This is a genomic window from Planosporangium thailandense, assembly GCF_011947195.1.
In the GTDB taxonomy this organism is placed as follows: Bacteria; Actinomycetota; Actinomycetes; order Mycobacteriales; family Micromonosporaceae; genus Planosporangium; species Planosporangium thailandense.
Genome location: NZ_JAATVY010000001.1, coordinates 429747 through 455563, shown reverse-complemented (window position 1 = coordinate 455563; position 25817 = coordinate 429747). Strand labels below are relative to the sequence as shown.

The 25817-nt window shown below is 71.4% G+C and carries 26 protein-coding genes; 9 read left to right on the top strand and 17 right to left on the bottom strand.

What is annotated here, in order from left to right; all coding sequences use genetic code 11:
• Nucleotides 1–46: 46 nt before the first annotated feature.
• The 5 genes from arfA to HC031_RS02115 are packed head-to-tail and all read left to right on the top strand — an operon-like array spanning nt 47 to nt 6943.
• Nucleotides 47–1561 carry an arabinosylfuranosidase ArfA gene (gene arfA, locus HC031_RS02135; protein ID WP_167923390.1) on the top strand — a complete coding sequence of 505 codons (1515 nt, stop codon included), beginning with the start codon at nt 47–49 and terminating at the stop codon, nt 1559–1561.
• Nucleotides 1562–1600: 39 nt separating this feature from the next.
• Nucleotides 1601–2944, top strand: coding sequence for an ABC transporter substrate-binding protein (locus HC031_RS02130; protein WP_167923389.1), 1344 nt, complete (start codon nt 1601–1603; stop codon nt 2942–2944).
• A gap of 2 nt (nt 2945–2946) precedes the next feature.
• Entirely contained in the window at nt 2947–3891 is a 945-nt protein-coding gene (locus HC031_RS02125) for a carbohydrate ABC transporter permease (protein ID WP_167923388.1), read from the top strand.
• Complete coding sequence (locus HC031_RS02120) at nt 3888–4727, top strand: carbohydrate ABC transporter permease (RefSeq protein WP_167923387.1); 840 nt, start codon at nt 3888–3890, stop codon at nt 4725–4727. The genes HC031_RS02125 and HC031_RS02120 overlap by 4 nt, the downstream gene beginning before the upstream one ends.
• A 5-nt stretch (nt 4728–4732) precedes the next feature.
• Complete coding sequence (locus HC031_RS02115; RefSeq protein WP_338090436.1) at nt 4733–6943, top strand: glycoside hydrolase family 43 protein; 2211 nt, start codon at nt 4733–4735, stop codon at nt 6941–6943.
• Nucleotides 6944–7010: 67 nt separating this feature from the next.
• Here HC031_RS02115 and HC031_RS02110 read toward each other — a convergent pair whose 3' ends face one another.
• From HC031_RS02110 to HC031_RS02100, 3 genes are read right to left on the bottom strand one after another with little or no spacing between them, the layout of a single operon-like run.
• Nucleotides 7011–7553 (bottom strand): hypothetical protein, encoded by a 543-nt coding sequence (locus tag HC031_RS02110; RefSeq protein ID WP_167923386.1) that lies wholly within the window; start codon nt 7551–7553, stop codon nt 7011–7013.
• An 11-nt stretch (nt 7554–7564) separates the two neighbouring features.
• Nucleotides 7565–9001 (bottom strand): PQQ-dependent sugar dehydrogenase, encoded by a 1437-nt coding sequence (locus HC031_RS02105; protein ID WP_167923385.1) that lies wholly within the window; start codon nt 8999–9001, stop codon nt 7565–7567.
• A gap of 36 nt (nt 9002–9037) precedes the next feature.
• Nucleotides 9038–9616 (bottom strand): hypothetical protein, encoded by a 579-nt coding sequence (locus HC031_RS02100; protein WP_167923384.1) that lies wholly within the window; start codon nt 9614–9616, stop codon nt 9038–9040.
• A 130-nt stretch (nt 9617–9746) separates the two neighbouring features.
• Between HC031_RS02100 and HC031_RS02095 the strand changes: the two genes are divergently transcribed.
• Both HC031_RS02095 and HC031_RS02090 read left to right on the top strand, forming a co-directional pair.
• A complete protein-coding gene (locus HC031_RS02095; RefSeq protein WP_338090435.1) occupies nt 9747–11255 on the top strand; it encodes a protein kinase domain-containing protein in 1509 nt (502 codons plus the stop codon).
• 48 nt (nt 11256–11303) lie between these two features.
• On the top strand, nt 11304–12140 hold the full coding sequence (locus HC031_RS02090) for a hypothetical protein (RefSeq protein WP_205862100.1): 837 nt from the start codon (nt 11304–11306) through the stop codon (nt 12138–12140).
• On the opposite strand, the gene HC031_RS02085 is transcribed toward HC031_RS02090, so the two are convergent.
• The 9 genes from HC031_RS02085 to HC031_RS02050 all read right to left on the bottom strand — a co-directional run bounded on the left by HC031_RS02085 (nt 12106) and on the right by HC031_RS02050 (nt 20015).
• Nucleotides 12106–12888: an SDR family NAD(P)-dependent oxidoreductase gene (locus HC031_RS02085; protein WP_338090434.1), complete on the bottom strand. Its 783-nt coding sequence runs from the start codon at nt 12886–12888 to the stop codon at nt 12106–12108. The two genes, HC031_RS02090 and HC031_RS02085, sit on opposite strands and share 35 nt — an antisense overlap.
• Nucleotides 12889–12899: 11 nt before the next feature.
• Entirely contained in the window at nt 12900–13724 is an 825-nt protein-coding gene (locus HC031_RS02080) for a slipin family protein (RefSeq protein WP_167923383.1), read from the bottom strand.
• Between the two features lie 71 nt (nt 13725–13795).
• Nucleotides 13796–14230 carry a hypothetical protein gene (locus tag HC031_RS32795; protein WP_240941983.1) on the bottom strand — a complete coding sequence of 145 codons (435 nt, stop codon included), beginning with the start codon at nt 14228–14230 and terminating at the stop codon, nt 13796–13798.
• On the bottom strand, nt 14146–15018 hold the full coding sequence (locus HC031_RS02075) for an alcohol dehydrogenase catalytic domain-containing protein (RefSeq protein ID WP_240941982.1): 873 nt from the start codon (nt 15016–15018) through the stop codon (nt 14146–14148). Before HC031_RS02075 ends, HC031_RS32795 begins: the two co-directional genes overlap by 85 nt.
• Before the next feature lie 7 nt (nt 15019–15025).
• On the bottom strand, nt 15026–15907 hold the full coding sequence (locus tag HC031_RS02070; protein ID WP_167923382.1) for an MIP/aquaporin family protein: 882 nt from the start codon (nt 15905–15907) through the stop codon (nt 15026–15028).
• A gap of 97 nt (nt 15908–16004) precedes the next feature.
• Nucleotides 16005–17081: an ABC transporter ATP-binding protein gene (locus HC031_RS02065; protein WP_338090433.1), complete on the bottom strand. Its 1077-nt coding sequence runs from the start codon at nt 17079–17081 to the stop codon at nt 16005–16007.
• Nucleotides 17078–17935: an ABC transporter permease gene (locus HC031_RS02060; RefSeq protein ID WP_167923381.1), complete on the bottom strand. Its 858-nt coding sequence runs from the start codon at nt 17933–17935 to the stop codon at nt 17078–17080. Before HC031_RS02060 ends, HC031_RS02065 begins: the two co-directional genes overlap by 4 nt.
• A complete protein-coding gene (locus HC031_RS02055; protein ID WP_205862099.1) occupies nt 17923–18876 on the bottom strand; it encodes an ABC transporter permease in 954 nt (317 codons plus the stop codon). The genes HC031_RS02060 and HC031_RS02055 overlap by 13 nt, the downstream gene beginning before the upstream one ends.
• A gap of 8 nt (nt 18877–18884) precedes the next feature.
• Nucleotides 18885–20015, bottom strand: coding sequence for an ABC transporter substrate-binding protein (locus HC031_RS02050; RefSeq protein ID WP_167923380.1), 1131 nt, complete (start codon nt 20013–20015; stop codon nt 18885–18887).
• Between the two features lie 233 nt (nt 20016–20248).
• Between HC031_RS02050 and HC031_RS02045 the strand changes: the two genes are divergently transcribed.
• Nucleotides 20249–21091, top strand: a complete 843-nt coding sequence (locus HC031_RS02045) for an LLM class F420-dependent oxidoreductase (RefSeq protein ID WP_167923379.1) — start codon at nt 20249–20251, stop codon at nt 21089–21091.
• Nucleotides 21088–21534 carry a TIGR03668 family PPOX class F420-dependent oxidoreductase gene (locus HC031_RS02040; RefSeq protein ID WP_167923378.1) on the top strand — a complete coding sequence of 149 codons (447 nt, stop codon included), beginning with the start codon at nt 21088–21090 and terminating at the stop codon, nt 21532–21534. Before HC031_RS02045 ends, HC031_RS02040 begins: the two co-directional genes overlap by 4 nt.
• A gap of 4 nt (nt 21535–21538) precedes the next feature.
• Here the strand turns inward: HC031_RS02040 and HC031_RS02035 are convergent, their stop codons facing one another.
• From HC031_RS02035 to HC031_RS02015, 5 genes are all read right to left on the bottom strand, one after another.
• Nucleotides 21539–22402, bottom strand: a complete 864-nt coding sequence (locus HC031_RS02035) for an alpha/beta fold hydrolase (protein ID WP_205862098.1) — start codon at nt 22400–22402, stop codon at nt 21539–21541.
• Nucleotides 22403–22470: 68 nt separating this feature from the next.
• Nucleotides 22471–23010: a GNAT family N-acetyltransferase gene (locus tag HC031_RS02030; RefSeq protein WP_167923377.1), complete on the bottom strand. Its 540-nt coding sequence runs from the start codon at nt 23008–23010 to the stop codon at nt 22471–22473.
• 41 nt (nt 23011–23051) lie between these two features.
• Nucleotides 23052–23570 (bottom strand): DinB family protein, encoded by a 519-nt coding sequence (locus HC031_RS02025; RefSeq protein WP_240941981.1) that lies wholly within the window; start codon nt 23568–23570, stop codon nt 23052–23054.
• Between the two features lie 60 nt (nt 23571–23630).
• On the bottom strand, nt 23631–24932 hold the full coding sequence (locus HC031_RS02020; protein ID WP_338090432.1) for a D-alanyl-D-alanine carboxypeptidase family protein: 1302 nt from the start codon (nt 24930–24932) through the stop codon (nt 23631–23633).
• Nucleotides 24933–25021: 89 nt separating this feature from the next.
• Nucleotides 25022–25699, bottom strand: coding sequence for a BON domain-containing protein (locus HC031_RS02015; RefSeq protein ID WP_167923376.1), 678 nt, complete (start codon nt 25697–25699; stop codon nt 25022–25024).
• Between the last annotated feature and the right edge of the window lie 118 nt (nt 25700–25817).

The window sequence follows — 25817 nt, the reverse complement described above, 5'->3', positions numbered from 1 at the left end:
ACAACGTTGTAAAACTCTTGTCAACCTTACGGTGGAGGTCCCCGTCGTGAAAACAGCGCACCTCACGCTCGATCCAGCGTTCCGCATCGGCACGATCGACCGACGACTGTTCGGCTCTTTCGTCGAACACATGGGCCGATGTGTCTACACCGGCATCTACGAGCCGGGCCATCCCCGCGCCGACGAGCTCGGGCTGCGCCAGGACGTCGTCGAGCTGACCCGCGAGCTGGGCGTGACGGTGGTGCGGTACCCCGGCGGCAACTTCGTGTCCAACCACCGGTGGGAGGACGGCATCGGGTCCCGCGAGACCCGACCCACCCGCCTCGACCTGGCCTGGCGCTCCATCGAGACCAACCAGTTCGGCCTCGGCGAGTACATGGCCTGGGTACGCGAGGTCGGCGCGGAGCCGATGCTGGCGGTGAACCTCGGCACCCGGGGCCTCGCCGAGGCGGTCGAGCTGCTGGAGTACTGCAACTACCCGGGCGGCACCCAACTATCCGACCTGCGCGTCAAGAACGGCGACACCGACCCGTACGGGATCAAGCTGTGGTGCCTGGGCAACGAGATGGACGGGCCCTGGCAGATCGGCCACCTCACGGCCCAGGAGTACGGCCGGCGCGCGGCCGAGACCGCCAACGCCATGCGCCGGCTCGACCCGACCATCGAACTGGTCGCCTGCGGCAGCTCGGGCCGGCACATGCCGACGTTCGGCGGCTGGGAGGCGACCGTCCTCGAACACTGCTACGACCTCGTCGACTACGTCTCGATGCACGCCTACTACGAGGAGCACGACGGCGACCTGGACAGCTTCCTCGCCTCCGCCGTCGACATGGACGCCTTCATCGAGGAGGTGATCGCCACCGCCGACCACGTCAAGGCGAAGCTGCGCAGCAGGAAGCGGCTGCGGATCTCGTTCGACGAGTGGAACGTCTGGTACCAGAGCCGCTTCCCGGGGGAGGCGGCCCTCGAATGGCGGCAGGCGCCCCGACTCATCGAGGACGAGTACAGCGTCGCCGACGCGGTCGTCGTCGGCTCGTACCTCATCTCGCTGCTGTCGCACGCCGACCGGGTCGCCGTCGGCTGCCAGGCACAGCTGGTCAACATCATCGCCCCGATCCGCACCGAGCCGGGCGGGCCCGCCTGGCGCCAGCCGACCTTCTACCCGTTCGCCCAGGCCGCCGCGCTCGCCCGCGGCGAGGCGCTGCGGGTGGAGCCGGTCGCACCGCACATCGACACCAGGGCGTACGGCCCGGTGCCGGCGGTGACCGCCGCCGCCAGCTACGACGCCGAGTCCGGCCGGATCGCGCTGTTCGCGGTCAACCGCGACCGCACCGGACCGCTCGAACTGTCGGTCGACGCGCGCGCGTTCGGTCCGCTGCGGACCGGCCGGCACCTCGTGCTCGCCGACGACGACGTACGCGCCACGAACAACCTGGCCCACCCCGACCGGGTGGTGCCCCGGCCGGGCGACGGAGCACGCCTGGACGGCGGAACGCTCACCGTCACCCTGCCACCGACCTCCTGGAACGTCCTGGAGTTGACCACCACCGAATCCGCCTGATGCGAACCCTGCGGCACACACCCCTGCGAAGGAGCCAGGATGCCCGAGAACAGCCCGAGATCCGACGCCCTGTCCCGTAGACGCTTCCTCGCCCTGAGTGGCGGCGTCGGCTCCGCGATGGCGCTGGCCGCGTGCGGCGGCACCAGCACCCCGCCCGCGAGCGCGCCGGCCGGCGGCAACGGCGGCGCCAACTACAACGGCCCGAAGGTGGAGATCGTCTTCTGGAACGGCTTCACCGGCAGCGACGGCCAGACCGCCCAGAAGATGGTCGACCAGTTCAACTCGGCGACGCCCAACATCCAGGTCAAGATGAACATCTACCGGTGGGAGGACTTCTTCTCCAAGCTGCCCGCCGCGGTACAGAGCGGCAACGGCCCCGACGTCGCCGCGATGCACCTCGACGACATGCCGACCCAGGCCGCCCAGAACGTCATCGTGCCGCTCGACGACGTGGCCAAGGCGCTGGACCTCAAGGAGTCGGACTTCTCGCCCGCGGTGTGGAAGGGCGGTCTGTACAAGGGCAAGCGCTACGGCATCCCGATCGACGTCCACGACCTCGGCCTGTTCTACAACAAGACCGTCATGCAGCAGGCCGGGCTCGACCCGAACAAGCCGCCGCAGAACAAAGACGACTACATGGCGGCCCTGGACATCCTGAAGGGTAAGGGCATCCAGGGCTCCTGGGTGCCGCCGTTCCAGTTCACCGGCGGCTTCATGTTCGAGTCGCTGCTGTGGCAGTTCGGCGGCGACATCTTCGACTCCGGCGTCACCAAGGCCACCTGGGACTCCGACGCCGGAGTCCAGGCGCTGACCTGGATGGTCGACCTGGTCAAGAAGGGCTACAGCCCGGCGAACGTCGGCCAGGACGCCGACTACCTGGCGCTGAAGAACGGCAAGAACGTCTTCAACTGGCAGGGCATCTGGCAGGTCAACGACGTCGCGACGCTCAAGACGTTCGAGATCGGCACCGCCCCGCTTCCGAAGATCGGCCCGAACGGCGGCGTCTGGGGGAACTCGCACCAGTTCGTACTCCCGCGCAAGACCAGCAACGACGCCAACAAGGCCAACGCCAGCCGGTACTTCATCAGCTGGTTCACCAAGAACGCGAACATCTGGGCGCAGAGCGCCAAGGTGCCGGCCCGCAAGGACCTGGTCGACAGCCAGGAGTTCAAGTCGATGACGGCGCTGCAGTCCTTCGCCGCGGACGTGCAGTACGTGCACTACCCGCCGTCGATTCCCGGCATGGGCGACGTGCTGACCGAGCTGTACAACAGCGTCAACAACGCCGTGCTGCTCAAGCAGGACCCGGCCGCCGCGCTGCAGTCCTCCGCGCAGCGCGCGACGAAGATCCTTCAGGACAACAAGAAGAAGTACGGGATCTGACGATGGCCGTCACCGACGCCCGGTCGGCCCCGGCGCGCGCGGCTCCGGGAGGACGTGAGCCCTCCCGGGGCGGCGTGCGGCGCGGTGGCCTGCTCACGCCGTACCTCTTCCTGCTGCCGTACCTGGTGTTGTTCGTCGGCTTCGTGCTGATCCCGGGCGTGTTCGGCTTCTGGGTCAGCCTGCACGACTACAACTACCTGCTGCCGGGCAAGCCGTGGGTGGGCTTCGGCAACTACGTCGACCTGTTCACGCCCGGCTCGCGCGACAGCGGCGACTTCTGGCGCGCCATGGCGGCCACCGGCATCTTCACGGTGCTGAGCGTGCCGCTGCTGCTGGTCTGCCCGCTCGCGGTGGCGCTGCTGCTCAACCGGACCTTCCCCGGCCGGTCGTTCTTCCGGGCGGTGTTCTTCGCACCGTACGTGCTGGGCGTCGCCGTGGTCGGCGTGCTGTTCCGGTTCATCCTGGACCCGAACATCGGCCTGGTGAACTACTACCTCGGGCACCCGTTCCCGTGGACGACCGCCGTGCCGTGGGCGTGGGTGTCGCTGGTCGGCATGACCGTGTGGTGGACGCTCGGCTTCAACGCGATCATCTACCTGGCCGGGCTGCAGGACATCCCGGTGGAGCTGTACGAGGCGGCCCGCGTCGACGGCGCGTCCCGGTGGGACGAGTTCTGGAACGTGACGCTGCCCGGTCTGCGACCGGTGCTGATGTTCGTGCTGACCGTGACGATCCTCGCGTCGGCGAACATGTTCGGCCAGTCGTACCTGCTCACCCACGGCGCACCGGGGACCACCACCCGCACGGCCATCATGCTCGTCGCGCAGACCGGCTTCGGCAGCAACCGCCAGGGCGTCGCCGCCGCGATGAGCTACATCCTCGCCGTGGTCCTGATGGCGGTCAGCGTGCTCAACATCCGGCTGCTGCAGCGGAGGGAGGGCTCATGACACGCGTACGGGTCACGCCCGGCCGGGTGCTGTTCTATCTGGTGCTGCTCGTGCTCACCGTCATCTTCGTCGCGCCGCTGCTGTGGATGGTGAGCACGTCGTTCAAGACGAACAACGACGCCACGGCGCTGCCGCTGTCCTGGCTGCCCCGCCCGTTCACGGCCGACGCCTACAGCCGGGTGCTGACGACCGCGTCGGAGACCCCGGTGCTGCGCTGGTTCGTCAACAGCCTCGCCGCGGGCGTCGGCAACACGGCGCTGATCGTCGCGTTCGACGCGCTCGCCGCGTACGCGCTGGCGCGGATGCGCTTCCCCGGGCGCAACCTCATCTTCGGCGTCATTGTCAGCACCCTGTTCGTGCCGCCGTTCCTGTTCCTGATCCCCAACTACCTCATCGTCAGCAGGCTCGGGTGGCTCGACAGCCTGCTGGCGGTCATCGTGCCCAGCGCCGGCGGCGCGTTCGGCGTCTTCTTCCTGCGCCAGTTCTTCCTGTCGCTGCCGCTGGAGCTGGAGGAGGCAGCGCTGCTGGAAGGCGCGAACCGGTGGCAGATCTTCACCCGGATCGTGCTGCCGCTGGCCCGTCCGGCGCTGGCCACCCTGACGGTGCTGTCGTTCCTGACCAACTGGAACGACTTCGTCTGGCCGATCTACGTGCTGTTCAACCCGGCGCACGAGACGCTGCCGGCGGGCCTCGGCACGCTGCAGAACGCCGCCACGACGAACTATCCCATCATGATGGCCGGCGCGGTGGTCGCGAGCGTACCCGTGATCGCGCTGTTCATCGTCGCGCAGCGGCACGTCATCCAGAGCGTCGCCCACAGTGGACTCAAGGGGTGAACCGAGTGTTCCGACGATCCGCACTGGCACTTGCCCTGACCCTGCCCGCCATAGCGCTACCGGCACTGACCGCGTCAGCCGCGTCGGCCGCGTCGACTCAGCGGGCGGCCACCTACACCAACCCCGTGTCGAGCGGCTTCGCCGACACCTTCGCCGATCCCACCGTGATCCGTGGGCAGGACGGCTACTGGTACGCCTACGGCACCTCCGACCCGCTGCGCTCCGGCGAGGGCACGCCGCACCGCGTCCCGGTCGGCCGCTCGTCCGACCTGACCACCTGGACGTTCGCCGGTGACGCGCTCGGCGCCGCGAACAGCCGCCCGCCGTTCGCGGCGGCGGACGCGTCGTACTGGGCGCCCGACGTGCGCTACCTCGACGGCCGGTACGTCATGTATTACACGGTCACCGACACCACGACCGCGCCCGGAGGCTCCGCGATCGGGGTGTCCACCGCGCCGACGCCTTCCGGGCCGTGGACCGCCGAGCCCCAGCCGGTGATCGCGCCGCGTCCCGGTGGCGGTGGCGGGTACCTGTGGACCTTCGACCCGGCCGAGTTCACCGACTCCGACGGCACCCGGTACCTGTACTACGGCAGCTACTACGGCGGCGTCTACGTGACCAGGCTGTCGGCCGACGGGCTGCACGCCGTCGGTGCCGCGACCATGGTCGCGATCGACAACAAGTACGAGGGCACGTACGTGGTCCACCGCGACGGGTACTACTACCTGTTCGCCTCGTCGGCCAACTGCTGCGCCGGCCCCACGACCGGGTACTCCGTGTCGGTGGGCCGCGCCACCAGCCCGACCGGCCCGTTCGTGGACGCGAACGGCGTGGCGCTGACCGCCTCCCGGGTCGGTGGCACCCCGGTTGTCACTCAGAACGGCAACCGGTGGGTCGGCACCGGGCACAACGGACTCGTCACGGACCTGTCCGGCCAGGACTACCTGGTCTACCACGCGATCGACCGGAACAGCCCGTACCTGGACCAGCCGTACGGGATCAACCGGCGGCCGATGCTGCTGGACCGGCTGGACTGGATCGACGGCTGGCCGACCGTACGGGCCGGCGCGGGCGCCTCGGACACCCCGCAGCCCGCGCCCGTGACCGCCGGGGACGAGACCTTCGCGACCCGACCGGGCTGGCTGCCGTCGAGCTGGCAGGTGACCGACGGGTACGCCACCGGCACCGGGGTGGCGTACCGCGACCAGCGGGTCGAGGGGGACGTACGCGTCGAGGCCGACCTGCGGCCGACTGCCGGCGCGGCGGCCGGGGTGGTCGTCGGCTCCGCCACCGCCTGGCTGGACCGGGCCGCCGGCCTTCTCGTCGTCGACGCGGGAGCCGGGCGGCGCGCCGCGGTCGCGCTACCGGCCGGGCTCGACTACGGCACCTGGCACAACGTCGCCGTGGAGGTACGCCACGGCCAGCTCACCGCCGCGCTGACCGAGGCGCGCCAGAGCGGCCCGATCGTCTCCGTCACGCTGACCCTGCCACCCAACGTCACCGAGGGGCGGCTCGGCATCGCCGGGCGCGGCCGGGCTGACGTCGACAACGTCAGCGCCGCGAAGCTGTACCGGCCGGTGACCCGTACCGTGGCGGCGCCGCGCACCGGGCACCTCGTGTACGCCGACGAGTTCACCGGCAGCGCCCCCGGCCCGGGCTGGTCCTGGGTACGCCGGGACAACGCCGTCACCGTCGCCGGCGGCCAGCTCAACTGGCCGGTCGAGAACGCCGACCTCACCGGTACGGCCAACAGCGCCGGGGTGCTGCTGCGCGACGCGCCGGCCGGCGACTACACGGTCGAGACCAAGGTGACCCTCGACCTCGGCGAGAACACGGTCCGCAACTACCAGCAGGCGGGGCTCGTCGCGTACGCGAATGACGACGACTTTGTCCGGCTGTGTCAGGTGGCGATCTGGAACACCCGCCAGATCGAGTACGGCCACGAGATGCCGTACGCCGGGCAGCTGTCCTATGGCGGCGTCACGCTCGGCACCCCGGCCACGACCACCTGGCTGCGGCTGGTGCACACGACCGACCCGAAGACCGGAGAGCACCGGTTCCGGGCGGCGTCCAGTGCGGACGGGCGGCACTGGACGTGGAGCGGGGTCTGGACGTTCCCGGCCGACGTCACGCCCAGGATCGGGCTCGTCGCCCACGGCGGCGCCCAGCCGGCGGTGACCGCCCAGTTCGACTACGTGCGCATCTACCAGCCGTAGCGGACGCCCCGATGATCCTGAAGGATTTTCCGTGTCGGAGCACGGAAAATCCTTCAGGATCACGGCGCTAGGCGCCATACAAGATAGCCTTCGGGGCCATCTCCAGCAGGCATTCGCGCAGCACCAACTGGTGCTGCGACTTGCGCCCGACCACCGGCACCACCAGGTCGACGACCAGGGGGATGCCGAGCGCCAGCCCGAGCTGTTCGACGATCCCGAAGGCGGTGGTCGAGTCGAGGTTGGCCAGGGTGAGCTCGCGCAGCTTGCGCCACGCGCCGCCGCGCAGGCCGCCCGCCAGCCCCTCCACGTGGGCGCCGATCTCGCGGGCCTTGGCGAGCAGCGCGGCGCTGGCCCCGCCCAGCGCGGGGCGACGGGCCGGATCCAGGCGGAACGCCACGTACAGCTCGTCGATCAGCCGCTCGTGTTCGCGGGCCGCGTCCAGCATGTCGCCCAGCCACTTGCGGATGTGCGGCTCGCCGACCTCGTACGCGGTGTCCTCGAGCATCCGGCGGAACGCCCCCTGCGACACCACGGTCGTCGCCAGCCACGGCTCGACCCGCTCCAGCTGCCCGGTCCAGGTTCGTTCGCCGAGCTCGACCAGGAGTGGCATGCGGCTCCCCTCTACCGTCGGGTGATCCGCCAGAGCACGCCGGTGTGGCCGTACGACAGCTGCTTGCTCTGATCCACCTGCGAGACGCCGAAGTCGAGCACGTACAGGCTCCGCCCGTCCGGGTGGAACTTGCAGTCGACGGGGCGCTCGATGCCGCCCGTACCCTGGGCGGACGCCGGTCCCGGGTGCCGGTTGCGCACGAAGCTCTCGGCCGTGCCGTGAGCCACGTCGACGGCGATCACCCGGAATCCGTGGTCGAGATCCTGCGGTCGCGGGGAGTTCATCGGGGCGAGGCTGCCCCACTCGGACGCGAACAACCGGCCCCGGCGGCCGAACGCGTCGGACCGGCAGAAGTCCATCTTCGCCATCGCCGAGTGCGGCGCCTCGAAGAAGACCGGCGGCCCGGCCCAGACCGGATGCTCGGCGAGAAGCCGCTGCGCCGGCCGGCCGCGCTGCGGCAGGTGCTTGTCGTCCCACCCGGGCAGACCGTCGCCGCAGATGTCCGGGAAGCCGTACCAGTCGGGCGTGGCGACCGAGCCGTGCGGGGTCCGGGCGTTGCGGATGAGCCAGATCCGGTCCGGGTCGTTCGCGATCGCCCGGTCGCCGTACTCCTCGAAGTCGTTGTCGCAGACGTACAGGTCACCGTCTTCGCTGAACGCCATCCCGTACGGGTTGCGCACCCCCCAGGCCAGCAGCTCCATCCCGCTGCCGTCGGGGTGGGAGCGCCAGACGCCCGTACTGCACTTCAGCGCTCCCTTCACCACCTCACCCTGCTGGGCGCCCACCCCGAACGGCTTGAACGGGCCGGTCCTGACGAGGTACGGGTACGGCGCGGTCGGGTCGTACGTGTCGACGTTGTTGCCGGTGAGGACGACGTCCTGCCCCGGCACGTCGTGGGCCTCCGGATGCCGGGCGAGGTCGACCAGGTAGCCCTGCGGCAGTACCACCCCGTTCTGCGACACCGACCCCTGCGCGAAGTACATCAGCCCGTCCGGTCCGAACACCGGCCCGCCGGGCTCGTGCCAACCGCCGTCGGGCAGACCGTCGACGACCACGGCCCGCTCGTCGGTGTACCGGTCGTAGCGGACGATCCGCGAGTGGTAGCCGCCCTTCGCCGCGACGTACACGTAACCGCCGTGGACCGCGACGCCGCGCGGCCCGCCCAGCGGCTCCTGGCCGATGGCCGCGAGGTCGCCGGACGGATCCAGCCGCAGGATCCGCGCCGGCAGGTACGGCCTGGTCGGCCAGGTACTCCCGCCTTCGAGCACGTAGAGCGTGCCGTCGTCGGCAAAGCCCATGCCGGTCGGCATCGACAGCCCCGCCAGGACCACGTCGACGTCGTACCCGTCGGGCACCACCACGTCGGCCGGGTCCACCCGGGGGCGGGCCGGTGTCGGAAGTCGTCGCAGGGTCTCCGGCGGGGCGAAGACCGTCGGTAGCGCCGTCATCGTCGTCCTCTCCGGCGGCTGCGACGCGGCGCGCGGCTAGTCGGGTGTGACCAGGTCGCCGAGGCGGGACATGATGCCGCGCGCCACCGAACCCGGCTTCTGCTGCTCACCGGCGAAAGCGCTGATGACGATGACGGCGCCGGTGAGGAGCGGGACCGCCCACTGCGCGATCTTCTGGCGCCGCTGGGCCTGGCGGATCTCTGACGGGGTGTCGGGGGCCGGCTCGGTGACGCCCTCGACCGGCACCCGGCCGGCCTTCTCCAGCTTCCGGCCGAGCATCCGGCTGTACGCGGTCGCGCCCAGCGCCGCTGCGGTGAGCCCGGTCTTGGTCGCGCTCATCGCGCCGACGCCCTTCTGGCCGGTGACCCGCCGGCGCTCGTTGGCCAGGATGCCGGCCGACCCGATCAGGTGCGCCCCGATCGCGGCGGCGTTCATCGGGGTCCACCGGTCCCAGCCGATCGAGGCGACCCGCAGCCGCTCGGTGCGGTCAGGGACGTTGGCCGCCGCGCCGTTGAGGCCGATCACGCCCATGAGCGAGCCGCCGAACCACTCGGCGAGTCCTATGTCGTGCATCGATCTGAGGACGGTGTTTCGCTCCGCCAGCTTCACAGCCATCTTCGACTCCTCAGTGGGATGACGCCGATTCGCGGACGGTTCGCCCGCTACCCCGCCGCAGCCGGCCTACACTCGGTAATCGGCGCCACATCCATGAATGAGAAACCCCCTGAGTGGGTACGGGGGGTGCGTGCTTTGTACAGGTGACCTGCTCAGCGGTCGTTACCGTCTGGACGAGCCCATCGCCGATGGCGGGATGGGCGAGGTGTGGCGGGCCACCGACGTCTCCCTCGGCCGCACGGTAGCCGTGAAGGTGGTGCGCCCGGCGCTGCTCCGGGACCCCGGCTTCGACGCCAGGTTCCGCGCCGAGGCGCGGATGATGGCCTCGCTGGCGCACCCCAACGTCGTCAACGTGTACGACTACGGCCGTAGCGAACTGGACGCGGGCGGCAAGGTCGCGTACCTGGTCATGGCGTATGTGGACGGAGAGCCGCTGTCCCGGCGCATCGCCGACGCCGGCCGCCTGCCGGTAGCCGAGACGATGTCCGTCGTCGCCCAGGCCGCCGACGCCCTGCACGCGGCGCACATGCATGGGATCGTCCACCGTGACGTGAAGCCGGCCAACCTGCTGGTCCAGCCCAACGGAACGGTGAAGCTCGTCGACTTCGGCGTCGCCCGCTCACCGGCGGTCACCCAGGTGACCACGGCCAACGCCATCCTCGGCACCGCCATGTACATGGCTCCCGAGCAGGCATCCGGCCGCCCGGTCTCGGCCGCCACCGACATCTACGCGCTCGGCGCCGTGGCCTACCACTGCCTGGCGGGCAGGCCACCGTTCACCGGCGAAGGCCCGCTGGAGATCGCCCTTCAGCACGTCACCGACGCGCCGCCCCCGCTGCCGGCCGACGTGCCGCCGGGGATCCAGATGCTGGTCGCCCGGGCCTTGGCCAAGAACCCGGCAGACCGTTACCCCACCGCCGCCGCGCTCGCCGCGGCGGCCCGCGCGATCAGGGTCGACGCCGGCGTGGCTCGCCGGGCGGCGACGCCGGTCACCTGGAAGGTGCCCGGCGAGACGGCGCGCAACGCCGAGCCGGGCCCGCCGACCACGCCCGACCTGCTGGCCCTGCCCGACGCCACGCCGCGTGCGCCGCGCCGGGGACCGCGCAGGAGCGTCGTGCTCGCGGTGGCCGGCCTCGCGGCCGCCGCGCTGATCGGACTGGCGGGCCTCGGCGGCCTGCTCGGCTCCCAGCCGCCCGCCGGAGCCGGCCCCACCGAACGGTCCGAGCAGAGTGGCGCGCCCCTCGCACCGGTCGGTAATCCGTCGAGCGCCGGCCCCGAACCGTCCATCCGTACCGGCAGCCGGACCGCGGTCCCCGTACGGGCCAGCGCACCGGTATCCGCGCCGACCACGCCACCGTCGACGGCACCGGCCAGCGGCGCCACCCCCACGCCGGCCCCGACGACGTCCGCCCGGCCGCGACCGACCGGCCAGCCGTCGGCACCGGCCACCAGCGACGCGCCCGCGCCGTCCGCGACCGCCACGCCGCCCGCCAACGCCGACCCCACCCCGACGGGTGGCTCGACGGGTGGCTCCTCGGGTGGCACCGGGTCGGGCGGCGCCTCCTCGGCCGACACCGGCTCGAGCGGTACCTCGTCGCGCGGCACCGGGTCGGTGAGCACCGCCTCGTTGCACCGGTAGCGAACGGCCGTCACGGGCTCACGGCCGTCCGGCGTAGGCTTTCGATCGGTGGGCTGCGACCTCGAAGAACACGTCGCCGCGTTCGCGGCGGCGCTTGATCCGGCCGGCCCGTACCGCGACCCGTCGCCGGCCGAGCGGCGACTGGCCGCGACCGCGATGACCCACCTCACGGCGCCCGGCAGCGACCCGTACGCGGCGTCCACCGCACTGGTCGCACTCGGCTTCTCCGGCTCCGGCGGCGTGGACGCCGCCACCGGCCGCCGGTACACGATGTACGCCGGCCGGCCGGACGACGGCCGGGCCGCCGGCGTCGTGCTGGTCGACCCGTCGGTGCCCGTACGCCTGGCCGTCGAGGTGCCGCACCCCAACTCCGACCTGCGTACCGAGCGGATCGGCGTCCACCTGTTCCGGCTCGCCCCGGGCGCGATCCTGGTGGTGGCCGGCGCGCACCGCCGGGCCGGCAACGGGGCCGCGGATGCCGCCCACAACGACCGGTCCCTGTTCCACGCCCTGGCAGCGGAGGCGGCCAACCGGCGCCTGCCCCAGATACAACTGCACGGCTTCGCCGACGCCAGCCTCCCCGGCCTGGACGCTGTGGTCTCGACGGGCACCCGGACGGCGACGCCCGCGGCGGTACGGGTGGCCACGACGTTACGGGAGGCCGGCCTGGCCACCTGCGAGCCGTGGCGGGACAGCCGGGGCCGGCTCGAGGGCATCGGGAACGTCCAGGCGTCGACCGCCGTACGCCTCGGCACCACCTTCGTCCATCTCGAGCTGAGCTGGCGGGTCCGGCGCGACGCGCACCTGCGCGCGGTGGCGGTGCGCGCGGTCGCGGCCGCGCTGTGCCGGGTCAGTCCGGGTACAGGCCGCCGTCCAGGCCGATGACCTTGTTGGTGAGGTACCCGTTGCGCAGCATCGCCAGCGCCAGGTCGGCCACCTCGTCGGTGGTGCCGAGCCGGCCGACCGGGATCGGCAGCGGCAGGGCTTCGGGGTCGTGCGGGTTCGCCGGCAGCATGTGGGTACCGGCGATGAGCGCCGGCGCGATCGCGTTGACCGTGACGCCCTCGTCGGCCACCCGCGGAGCCAGGAAGTGCACCAGCCCGTGCAGCGCCGCCTTGCTGGAGGCGTAGTGCGGGCCGACGACGCCGCCGTTGTGCGCGGCGATCGAGGAGAAGTACAGGATCCGTCCGAAGCCGCGGCCGATCATGCCTTGCAGGACGAGTTGGGTGAGGAAGAACGGCGCCCGCAGGTTGACCGCCTGGGTCCGGTCCCACAGGTCGAGGTCGACCTCCTTCCAGGACGTCACCCTGGCCTCCCCCGCGGCGGCCACCAGGATGGCCAGCCCGGCGCGAAGCTGCTCCTCCGCCTGCGTTACCACGCGCAGCGGCGTATCCGGGTCGGCGAAGTCGGCCTGCATGACGACCGCCCGGCGGCCGGTCGCGCGGACCTCGTCGGCGAGCTTCTCGGCGTCCTCGGCATGGCCGCTGTACGTGAGAGCTACATCGACGCCCGCCCCGGCCAGCCTGCGCACCAGCGCCGAGCCGATACCGCCGGAGCCGCCGGTCACGAGCGCAACCCGGTTCTCCAGGGTCCGCACCGGTGCGCTCGCCCGCACCTCGGTGTCATCCAGCACTGAGGACACTCCTATCCGGACGTTCGGCGCGACGCCGATTTGACGGCGTCGAGATCGGCCAGGGAGGCGACGTCCGCGTCCCCGTTGGGTTCCTTCTCCAGGAACCGCAGCAGTTCGACCGGGAACGGCAGCACCAGGGTCGAGTTCTTCTCGGCCGCGACCTCCACGACCGTCTCCAGCAGGCGCAGCTGAAGCGCCGCCGGGGTGCGCTGCATGGCGGCCGCCGCCTCCGACAGCTTGTGCGAGGCCTGCAACTCGCCGTCGGCCGAGATGATCCGGGCGCGCCGTTCCCGCTCCGCCTCGGCCTGGCGCGACATCGAGCGCTTCATCGACTCCGGCAGCGAGACGTCCTTGATCTCGACCCGGTCGATGTGGATGCCCCAGTCGAGCGCCGGGCTGTCGATCATGATTTCGAGGCCCTGGTTGAGCCGCTCGCGGTTGGCGAGCAGGTCGTCCAGATCGCTCTTGCCGATGATCGAGCGCAGCGAGGTCTGCGCCACCTGGAGTACCGCGAAACGGTAGTCCTGCACGTTGACGATGGCCCGGACCGGGTCGACGACCTTGAAGTACACGACCGCGTCGACCTTGACGGTGACGTTGTCGCGGGTGATGCCGTCCTGCGCGGGGACGGGCAGCGTGACAATCTGCATGTTGACCTTGCGGAACCGGTCGAGCCCCGGCGTGATCAACGCCAGGCCCGGCGCCCGGACACCTTCCCGGATGCGGCCGAACCGGAAGACGAGGCCCCGCTCGTACTGCTTGACGATCCGCGCGCTCGCCGCGGTCCACACCGCGCCGAAGGCGGCGGCGGCGATGAGGGCGTCGATGATGACCATGACCAACTCCGACCGTGTCGGTCGCCCATTACGCCCCGATCCTATCTCGTGGATCTTGGAGAATGGTCTGCTCAGCGCTTCGCGCCCAGCACGCCGTTCGCGTCGAGGACGTACTTCTTCGCCGCGCCCCGGTCGAACTCCTGGTACCCGCGGGGCGCCTCCTCCAGCGGGATGGGGGTGGCGTTGACGTTCCTGGCGATCGACACCCGGTCCTGCAGGATCGCCATCATCAACTGGCGGTTGTACCGCATCACCGGACACTGCCCGGTGAAGAACGCCAGCGACTTGGACCAGCCGAGCCCGAAGCGCAGCGACAGCGAACCCTCGCGGGCCGCCGGGTCGGCCGCGCCCGGGTCACCCGTGACGTACAGGCCGGGGATCCCGATCGCACCGCCGGCCCGTACGACGTCCATCAGCGTGTTCAGCACGGTCGCCGGGCGTTCGGTGGCCGCCTCCTTGCCGTGCCCGCGCGCCTCGAAGCCGACGGCGTCGACCCCGCAGTCCACCTCCGGCACCCCGAGGATCTGCTCGATCTGGTCCTTCGGATCGCCCTTGGACACGTCGACGGTCGCGCAGCCGAAGCTGCGCGCCTGCGCCAACCGCTGCTCGTTGAGGTCGCCGACGATGACCGCGGCCGCGCCCAGCAGGAACGCCGACGTGGCGGCGGCCAGCCCGACCGGCCGGCGCCGGCGACGTACACGGTCGAGCCGGTGGTCACGCCCGCGGTGACGCAGCCGTGGTAGCCGGTCGGGAAGATGTCCGACAGCATCGCCAGGTCGAGGATCTTCTCCATCGCCTGATCGCGGTCGGGAAACTTCAGCAGGTTCCAGTCCGCGTACGGCACGAGCACGTACTGCGCCTGGCCGCCCGTCCACCCGCCCATGTCCACGTAGCCGTAGGCGGAGCCGGGCCGGTCCGGGTTGACGTTGAGGCAGATCTCGGTCTTGCCCGCCTTGCAGTTGCGGCACCGGCCGCACGAGATGTTGAACGGTACCGAACACAGGTCGCCCACCTTGGTGAACTCGACGTCGGAGCCGGTCTCCACCACCTCGCCGGTGATCTCGTGACCGAGCACCAGCCCGACCGGCGCGGTGGTACGGCCCCGGACCATATGCTGGTCACTGCCGCAGATGTTGGTGGCGATGGTCTTGAGGACCGCCGCGTGCGGGGTCTTGCGACCCACGTTGACCGGGTTGACCCCGGGCCCCTCCTTGAGCTCGAACTCCGGGTACTCGGTGTCCTGCACCTCCACCCGGCCGGGGCCCAGGTACGTGACCGCCCGGTTGCCTGCCATCGGGTGCTCACCCTCTCTCGTCGCGTGGGCCGTCGGGGCGCTCGACCGGGTCGGCCGGCGCCCGTCGGCCTTCGATCTCGCCCGCCGTGCCCTGCGCCGCCTCCGTGGGCACCTCGCCGGTCGGCAGCCGGCGGCCTTCGATCTCGCCCGCCGCACCCTGCGCCGCCTCGGCTGGCACCTCGCGGACCGGCCGGGCGACGGCGACGTAGGCGAACGCCGCGAGCACGGCCCCCGCAACCGGACCGACGACGTAGACCCAGAACTGCCGCCACGGGGTGACGCCGCCGAAGATGCTGTTCGCCACGTACGGCCCGAACGTGCGGGCCGGGTTGAACGAGCCGCCGGTGATCGGGCCGACGACGAAGATCCCGGTGGCGACGGCGAGGCCGATGACCAGGCCGGACGGTCCGGGCGGCGCGCGCCGGTCGACGGCGAGCGCCATGATGGCCAGCAGCAGCAGGAAGGTGCCGATCAGCTCGGCGACCACTCCCCTGCCGTAGCTGGCGCCCGGGTTGACCGCGGTCAGCCCCACGCCGCCGATCTCCGTGGCCCGTGGGCCGAAGACCGCGATGATGAGCAGGCCGCCCAGTACCCCGCCGACGAGTTGGGCCGCGATGTACGCGGGGACCTCGCGCCACGGGAACCGCCGCACGGCGGCCAGCGCGATGCTCACCGCCGGGTTGATGTGGGCGCCCGAGGTCGTGCCGAATCCGTACACCGCGATGGCGATGACGAGCCCGAACGTCAGGCCGACGAAGCCGAGCGCCGCGTAGTCGAGTCGTCCGTTCCCGGCGATGATGGCCGCGACCACCGAACCGGCGCCGAAGAACACCAGGAGCGCGGTCCCAATCAGTTCGGCGAGAACACGGCGCGACAGATGCGCCGACATGAGGTGGTTCTTCCACCCCGCACCACCGCGAAACCTCCGCGATCTTGGACACTTGGCGGGGTTATAGACCCGCCAAGTGTCCAAGATCGCCGAAAGATCAGGCGAGCGGCGTCGGCACCTCGTGCAGCGCCACCCGTACGGCCGTGCCGGGCGTCAGCTCGCCCAGCCGGGCGCTCGCGACCTGCGCGACGACCAGCACGTCGCCCGGCATCGCCACCGTGGCCCGGCTCATCGACCCGAGGAAGCTCGCCGCCAGGATGCGACCGGGCCCGTCCGGGTCGACCACCACGTCGACCGCCTCCGGCCGTACCAGCGCGGTCACCTCGCCCGTCGGCGCCGCCAACGGGTCGATCAGCGGCAGCCGGGCGCCCAGCACCTCGACCGCGCCGTTGACGACGCGTCCGGGCAGCCGGTTGCTCAGGCCCACGAAGTCGGCCACGAACGGCGTCGCCGGCCGCAGGTACACCTCGGACGGCGGCCCGAGCTGCTCCAGCCGGCCGTCGCGCATCACGCCCACCCGGTCGGCGACGGCCAGGGCCTCCTCCTGGTCGTGCGTGACGAACAGGGTGGTGATGCCCACCTCGACCTGGATGCGCCGGATCTCGTCGCGGAGCTGGACGCGGACCTTGGCGTCGAGCGCCGACAGCGGCTCGTCGAGCAGCAGCACCTGCGGCTCGATCGCCAGGGCCCGGGCGAGGGCGACGCGCTGCTGCTGGCCACCCGAGAGCTGGTGCGGGTACCGGCCGGCGTGCTTGCCGATGCCGACGAGCTCCAGCATCTCGGCCGCGCGACGGCGCCGGTCACCGGCCTGCCGCCGGCGCAGCCGCAGCCCGAACTCGACGTTCTCCTGGGCGGTCAGGTGCGGGAACAGGCTGTACGCCTGGAACACCATGCCCATGTCGCGGCGGTTGGCCGGTAGCGTGGTGATGTCCCGGCCACCGACCAGCACCCGCCCTTCATCGGTGTCCTCCAGCCCGGCGAGCACCCGCAGGGCGGTCGTCTTGCCGCAGCCCGACGGGCCCAGCAGCGCGACCAGCTCACCGGGGGCCAGGTCGAGGTCGAGCCCGTCGAGCGCCTGCACGGCGCCGAACCTGCGCCGCAGCCCTTCCAGGCGTACCGCGACCCCGCCGCGGTCGGCGGCCGCCGCCCCGGTCACTTGCACGGATTCGGTCACGACGTCTCCTCCTGGGCACGGCGCCGGCCACGGCCGACCAGGGACAGAAGCAGCAACAGTACGAACGCGAGGACCAGGGCGGCCAGCGAGACCGCCACGGACATCGTCGCGCTGCTCTTGCCGAGCAGGTTGATGGCGACCTGCACGTTGCTGCGGTTGAGCAGGGACGCGAGGGTGAACTCGCCGAGCACCAGGGCCACCGTGAGGAAGGCCGCGGAGAGCACCGCCGAGCGGATGTTGGGCAGCACCACCCGCCACATCACGGTGCCCCAGCCGGCGCCGAGGCTGCGGGCCGCCTCCGCGAGCGTACGCACGTCGATCGCGGACAGCCCGGCGTCGACGGCCCGGTAGGCGTACGGCAGCACCAGGATCGTGTACGCGAACGTGAGCGTGAGCGACGAGCCGCCGAGGAAGTACGTGACCCAGGCGTAAACCGGGGCCAGCCCGACCACGAGCACGATCGCGGGGATCGTCAGCGGCAGCAGGCAGATGAACTCCACCACCCGCCGCAGCCCGGGCAGCCGCAGGCGTACCCAGATCACGGTGGGCACCAGCAGCACCAGCATGAGCGCCACGGTGAGCACGACGAGCCCGGCCGAGGCGGTGATGCCCGCCGACAGGTCCGGGTAGGTCTGGCTCAGCTGTCCCCAGTTGAACAGCAGCTTCCAGGTGTCGAACGACAGCTTTCCGCCCGCGCCGCGGGTGGTGAACTCCAGCATGGCGAACAGCGGAAGCAGGAAGAACACGGCCAGCACCGCGACGACGACCCACCGGAACAGCCGCTGCCTGCGGGCCCGGCGGGCGCTCGGCCGCCCGCGCCGCGTGGGCGCCTGACCCAACGTCAGCCCAGCCATTTCGCGGTCCTCCGCTGGAGAAGGGCGTACAGCGCCATGACCACGGCGACGACCACGACCATGCCGAGCGCCATCGCCTTGCCCAGGTTCTGCTGGCCGAGGACGACCTCGCTGGTCAGCGCGGACCGGATCTGCAGCGACACGATCGGGCTGCCCTGGCTGACCAGGGCGGCCGCGGTCGCGTACGCGGAGAACGCGTTGGCGAACAGCAACAGGGTCGAACCGAGGAACGCCGGGGCCAGCAGCGGCCCGGCCACCCGTCGCCAGTACTGCCAGGTCGATCCGCCCAGGCTCTCGGTCGCCTCCCGCCACTGCGGCCGGATCCCGTCCAGCGCCGGCAGGAACACGATGACCATGAGCGGCACCTGGAAGTACGTGTACACCAGCACCAGGCCGGGCAGGTCGAACAGCCAGACGCCGTGCGAGTAGAGGTCGATGCCGAGGTGCTCACGCAGGAAGACCGTCACGAAGCCGGACCAGCCGATGGTGGCGAGGAACGCGAACGCCAGCGTGACGCCGCCGAACTGTGCGAGCACGCCGGCCGCGGCGGTGACGATCCGCCGCAGCAGCCCGCCTTCCTTCGCCGTGACCAGTGCGTACGCCAGCAGCGCGCCGAGGATCGCGCCGATGACGGCGGTCGTCGCCGACAGCAGGATGCTGCGCGTGAACGCGTCGATGATGTACCCGTTGGCGAGCGCCGACAGGTTGGACAGGGTGGGGCGGCCGTCGTCACCGGTGAACGCGCCGACCGCCACGACGATGGTGGGGATGGCCAGGAACACCGTGACGAACGCGACGAACGGCACGACGCCGACGAGGCTGCGGGCGTGGCCCAGCTGGCTGCGGCTCAGGCGCGCCCGGCCGGGCCGGCTCCGGCCCCCGGGCGCGGTGGCCGCGGGGTCCGGAGCCGGCTCAGCCGGGTGGCGAACTGTTGCGCTCATATCGAAGGTCAGCCGATGGCCTTGGCCCAGTTGGCGGTCAGGTAGTCCTTGGCCTTCTTGGTCTGCTCATCGGTGAGGAACACCGGCTTGCCGGTGGCCTTCGGCAGGGCGTCGTAGGCGGTCTTGTCGATCTTCCCCGCCTTGTCCATGGCGTCGGCGCGAACCGGCCGCGCGCCACCCTTGAGCCAGAGGTTCTGGCCCTCGTCGGAGTACAGGTACTCCTCCCACAGCCGCGCCGCGGCCGGGTGCGGGGCGTCGGCGCTGACGGCCTGCACGTAGTACGAGCCGAGGACCGCGTTGTCCGGCACGACCGTCTTCCAGTCCATCTTGCCCTTGAGCTTCGCGCCCTGTGCCACGTTCAGGTAGTCCCAGTCGATGACGACCGGGGTCTGGCCCGACTCGATGGTGGCCGGCGTCGGGTCGACCGGGAGGAAGTTGCCGGCCTTCTTCAGCTGCGAGAAGAAGTCGACGCCCTTGGAGATGTCGTCGGCCGAGCCGCCGTTGCCCAGCGCGACCATGACCACGCCGCTGAACGCCGCGCCGGCCTGCGTCGGGTCGCCGTTGAGGGCGACCTTGCCCTTGTACTCGGGCTTGAGCAGGTCGGTCACGGTCTGCGGGGCGGGGACCTTGGCACTGTCGTACCCGATCGACATGTAGCCGCCGTAGTCGTTGACCCACGTGCCGTTGGCGTCCTTCAGGGCGTCCGGGATGTCGCCCCAGGTCGTCACCTTGTACGGGGCGAACTTCGCGACGTTCGCCGACGCCACCGCGCCGCCCAGGTCGAAGACGTCAGGCGCGTTGGCCTGGCCCTTGAGCTGGTTGGCCGCGTTGATCTCGTCCTGGCTCGAGGCGTCCGGCTGAGCCGAGTTCACCTTGATGCCGTACTTCTGGGTGAAGCCCTTGATGATCTCGCCGTAGTTGGCCCAGTCCGGCGGCAGCGCGATGACGTTGAGCTGCCCTTCCTTCTTCGCCGCGGCTACGAGCTTGTCGAGCCCGCCCAGGTCGGCGACGCTGGTGGCCTTGGCCGCGTCAGCCGACGATCCGGAGCTCTTCTTCGGCGGGGGTGAGCACGCGGCGACGCCCAGCGCGAGCGTTGACGCTGCGATTAGGGCCGCCCCCCGGGCAACCAAGCTTTGCACGGTTCCTCCTTCTTACCGGACCAGCGCTGGACCGGCACTGGCCACCGATCTTTGTACACCACCGGCGAATGGGCCAGAAAAAGACCATGAACGGCCGGCTACGATAAAGCACCAGGTCAGGCACAGTCTGATAACGCCACGCGTTTCTGACCACGCGTTTCTGACCATGCGCCGTGAGCGCCAGCCCTTCGCCCCGCGGGCGAGCCGACCCGTCCGAACGTAAAATCGGACGAATGGAGTTCGGCGTCGGATATTTCCCCACACACGACGGCATGAGTCCTGGCGCGCTCGCGGCGATGCTCGAAGACCACGGGCAGAACGCGCTGCTGTTCGCCGAGCACACCCACATCCCGGCCAGCCGGGAGAGCCCGTGGCCGGAGGCCCCGCCCGGCACCCCACTACCCCGGAAGTACTGGCACACCTACGACCTGTTCGTGGCGCTGACCGCCGCGGCGACCGCCACGACCAGCCTGCGCGTCGGCAGCGGCATCTGCCTGGTCGTCGAGCGCGACCCGATTACGACCGCCAAAGAGGTGGCCAGTGTGGACCACCTGTCCGGCGGACGCGTCGAGTTCGGCGTCGGCGCCGGCTGGAACCGCGAGGAGATGCGCAACCACGGCACCGACCCCCGCACCCGCATGGCCGTCATGCGCGAACGCGTCGAGGCGATGAAGGCCATCTGGACCCAGCCCGAGGCCAGCTACCACGGCGAGTACGTCAACTTCGACCGCATCTGGTCGTACCCCAAACCGGCCCAGCGGCCGCACCCGCCGGTCCTCGTCGGCGGCGACGGCCCCACCGTCCTCGACCGGGTACTCGCGTTCGGCGACGCCTGGATGCCCAACTACCGCGGCGACGAGTCCATATACGGCCGGATCGACGAACTCCGGTCGCGTGCCGACCGACCCATCGAGGTACAGATGCTGTCCGCCCCACCCGACCCCGCCGTGCTCGAGCGCATGGAGCGGGCCGGCGTGCGCCGTGCGCTGCACTGGCTGCCATCCGGCCCCGCCGGCCCGGTGCAGCAGGCCCTCGAGGTGTGGGAGGACGCGATCGAACAGTTCACCGGAGGATGACGAACGAGGAGGCGCGCCGGCGTTTCGCGGAGGCCCGGGTCGCCCGGCTGGCCACCGCGGACGCCGAGGGCCGCCCACACGTCGTGCCGATCGTCTTCGCGCTGGCCGGCGATCCCCTCGCCGACACGCCCGTCTCCCACGACACGATCTACAGCGCCGTCGACGCCAAGCCCAAGCAGTCCCGGTCGCTGCGCCGGCTGGCCAACATCGTGGCCAACCCCCGCGTCGCGGTCCTGGTCGACCACTACGAAGACGACTGGACCGCACTGTGGTGGGTGCGCGCCGACGGTACCGGCCGGATCATCGAGGCGGACGAGCCCGAAGGGCGCGACGCGATCGCCCGGCTGGCGGCCCGCTACCCGCAGTACCGGGAGAACCCGCCCGCCGGTCCCGTCGTGGCGATCCGCGTCGACCGGTGGAAGGGCTGGTCGGCCGCCGGCTGACCGCTCACGCCCGGCCGGCCACCAGATCGTCGAGAACCTCGTCGACGAGGCCGAACAGCGACAGGTGTCCGTGCCCGGGCAGCAGGTGGGCCCGCGCTCCCGGCACGTTGGCGGCGAGCCACCTGCCGTGCGCGTACGGCACCATCCGGTCCTGGTCGCCCTGCCACACCGCCACCGGGCAGCCGCCCCGCAGGTCGAACCCCCACTTGCGGATGAAGGCGAGGTCGTCGTCGCGCCAACCGGCGATCCCGGCGGTCACGGCGATCCGGAACGACTCCGCGAGGTAGTCGGCGAAGCCGCCCGTCAATTGGCGTCTGTCCACCTCGGACACGAGGTCGCCGAGGGCGTCGGCGACCTCCGCGCCGGTGACCCTGCCGAGCACCTCCTCCTGCGCCCGCAGGTACTCCGTCAGGGCCGGCTCACCGCTGACGGCCGCGCCGAACTCCTCGATGTTGTCGGCGCCCATGCCGGCCGTCCAGTCGAGCCCTTCGGCGGTGTACGGCGCGACCCCGCCGAGCGTCGCGGCGGCCATGCACCGGCCCGCCAGCACGGTGGCGCAGGCCAGCGCGTGCGGCCCGCCGCCCGACCAGCCGACCGTGACGAAGTCACCGAGCCCCAACGCGTCGAGCACCGCTGCCGTGTCCCGGGCCGCGTCGGCGACGACCCGGCCGGGGGCCGCGTCCGAGCGGCCGTAGCCCGGGCGCGCGTACGTGACGATCCGCAGGCCGTGCCGCGCGGCCGCGTCCACCAGCGGCCGGTACAGCACCGCGGCGCCCGGCGCGCCGTGGTGGTACACGAGCGGCAGCCCACCTTCCGGCCCTTCCACCTCCACGTCGAGACGTCGGCCGTCAGGCAGGTCCACCCGCATCACGATCACCCCTCACCGGTACCGCCCCACGATGACGGCATTCCATCACAGGCGGTCGGGGTTTCCCGTCAGCGCTCCAGGCGCCAGATGACGTCCTCGCCCACCTCGCCGGCCGTGACGGGCTCCTGGGGAGGCCTGCGCCGCGCGACCTCGACGAAGCCCAGCCGCCGGGGGATCGCGCCGCTGCGTTCGTTGGCCGCGTCGTGCACGATCTCGACCCGGACCGCGCCGAGCCGGAACGCCTCCGCCACGAGCGCCGCGGCGGCGCGGGTCGCGATGCCCCGACCGGTGTAGCGCGGGTGCAGCCAGTACCCGATCTCCAACCCGCCGGGGCCGATCCGGCTCATCAGCGAACAGGCACCGACGACCGCGCCGTCCGGGGCGACGATCGCGTAGTTGTACGCCGTGCCGGTCCGCCAGTCGGCCGCGCTCTTCTCCAGGAACAGAGCCGCGTCCTCGCGGCCGTACCCGTCGGCCGCCCACGCCATCCAGGGCGCCAGGTGGTCGAGAGACTCGGTGACCGCCCGCAGCACGGTGTCAAGGTCGTCGTCGCGCCATCGGCGCAGCCGGACGCCGTCGTGTTCGAGAAGCTCCGCCGCGGTACCCACCCCGCTATCGTCGCCGCGACGGCCGGCCGGTACCAGCGGTTTCAGCCCGCGCCGGTCAGATCGCCCACCACCCGGGCGTAGTAGGTCACGTTCGCGACGTGATGGACCACCTCGCGCAGCGTCCACCCGCCGGCGGCCGGCCGCCGGTCGAGCAGGTCCGGGTCGAGGCCGGTCAGCCGCGCCCGGTAACAGGCCGCGAGCCGGCCGAGCCGGCTGGTCGCCTCGTCGAGATCCACTTCGGTGAACCGGGCGAAATCGGCGTCCGTGGTCACCATCCGGCCGTGCCACCGATCCGGGATGGTCGGCTGGCCGGCGAGCCGGCACTCGATCTCGGCGAGGTGATCGAGGAGATGGTCGCCGACCCGGCGCAGCGCCTTGTGCGGCGTCCAGGCGTTGCCGTCACGGCAGACCGGGCGGCCGTCCCAGCCCAGCCACGATTCGGCCATCTCGAGTACCTCGTCGACGGCGGCGGGTACCAGCTCCACGGGGTCCCGGTCGTCGGTAGCGGGTAGTTCGGCGTAGGCATCGGCGTACTGGTTCATCGTCAGGTATCGGACCATGTCGCGCACGCTATGCCCGGGACACTTCGGTAGAGACCGAAGTGTCCCGGGCAGCTCGGATCAGCGGTGCCGGCCGGGCGGTCCGGGCGTTCCAGGGGCGCGCCGCCGCCGGGCCGCCATCATCACCATCGGTACGGCGACCAGCGCGGCGCTGCCGACGACCACTGCGCCGCCGGCCAGTACGGGTGTCCAGGGGCCGAGCGCCTGTTGCCGCTGCGCGGGCGACAGCGCCACCACGGGCACCCTGGTCGACGCCTGCCCGGCGACGTTCCGGTCGATCTCCCCCGGGTTCACCAACCGGCCCACCGACGCACCCTTGGGTACCGAGAATCCCCAGTCCAGCAGGTCGACGCCCTGTTGCCACCCGCGGCTCGGCACGATCTCCCCGCCGAGCAGCGTCACGACCAGCCGCCGGCCGTTGCGCTCCGCGGCCCCCACGTACGTGTGCCGCGCGGCGTCGGTGAACCCGATCTTGCCGCCCAGCGCGCCCGGGTACTGGTTCAGGAACAGGTTGTTGTCGTTGCCGATCTCGAACCCCTTGGCACCCTGCGCCGGTTGGGCCGGGATCGCGGCGAACCGCGTCGAGGCGTACCGGCGGAAGTCCTCGCGGGTGAAGCAGGCCCGCGCGATCAGCGCCATGTCGTACGCGCTGGTGAACTGGCCCGGACCGTCCAGACCGGACGGGGTCGCCGCGTGGGTGTCCAGTGCGCCGAGCCGACGCGCCGTGTCGTTCATCAGCTTCACGCCACCGGCCATCCCGGCGTCGCCGCCGCCGAGCCGGGCGAGGACGTTCGCCGCGTCGTTGCCCGAGTTCAGCAGCAGCCCTAGCCACAGCGTCTCGACCGAGTAATGCCCACCGAGCACCAGGCCGACGAGCGAACTGTCGGGCTCGAAGTCCATGTCGGGCTGGGTGACCTCGACGACCTGGGCGGGGTCGAGCCTTGGCATCACCGCCGCCACCAGCAGCAGCTTCTGGATGCTCGCCGGGGGGCTCAGCTCGTGCGGTGCGCAGGCGCCGAGCACCGCTCCACTGTCGAGATCCGCAACCACCCACGAGGTGGCGCTGAGCTTGTTGGCCGGCGGCGGCGGAACGCCGGGTGGCAGCGTCAGCCCCGCCGTCGCGAGGCCTTCCCCGCCGATCACCGGCCGGGCCGGATCACGCGACGGCGGGGCGGGGCGGGGTGGGCGGGTCGACAGCGCGGGCAGTGTGGACATCGGGCACGGCGCGAACGGTGGCCGGGCCGCGTTCACGGCGCGCGGACCGGCCGGCGACGCGCCGGCGTCGGAGGGGACCAGCGCCACCGACGCGGTCGAGGCGAGGACGAGACTCCCGAGCGCCGCTGCCAGACGTCTGCCAATCACACGTACGGACAGTAACGGGGTTTGGGGGTCCTCGCACGACGGTCGGACGTTTGGGATGCCGCAGCGATTACTGTCAGTATTGGCAACGTTCAGGGAAGTACGGTGATCTGGTTGTCCACTGTCCGCACGCCAGGAGCCGACCAGGCGACCCGTTCGGCCTCCTCCCGCTCGGCCCAGGAGTGAACCGATCCGGTCAGGACGACCGTGCCGTCGTCCACCCGGACGCCGATCGACTCGGCGTCCATGGTCGCGCTGCGGATCAGGGCGCGTTCGATGCGCTGCTGGAGATCCTCCAAGACCGGCCCGCTGCGGGGCTGGACAGTGAGGAGACCGGTGACGCCCCGGACGCCGGACAGCCGGCGTACCGCTCGCTCGGCCGCGCGCCGCTCGTACTCCCACCCGACCTCGCCGCGCAGGATGACCCAGCCCTTCGCGACGGTGACCTCGATGTTCTCGATCGGGACGAACGCATCCCACTTCAGGGCGTGGGTCGCGGCCGCGGCGATCTCGGCATCCGTACGCTCCGCCGACGTGGGCAGCCTGACCTCGATGTCGTCGGCGACCGCCTTCACCCCGCGTACGTGGTGGGCGATCCGCTCGGCGACCCACTTCTTGGCGTAGTTGTCCACCCACCCGACCAGGGTCACGATCCCGTCTTTGACGGTCACCCCGATCGCGTGCGGCTGAACCCGGGCGTCCCAGTTCAGCTCCTCGATGACGTCGAGCTGGATCCGCTCGTCGGGGTGCGCCTCCGGTGCGGCGGCCATGCGCAATTGCCCACCAAGAGGGGGTGACACCGAACCACCCGGCGAGGATGAACACCGAGATCCGCGCATCCCAAGATCCGCGCATCCCAAGATCCGCGCGTCCCAAGATCCGCGCAAT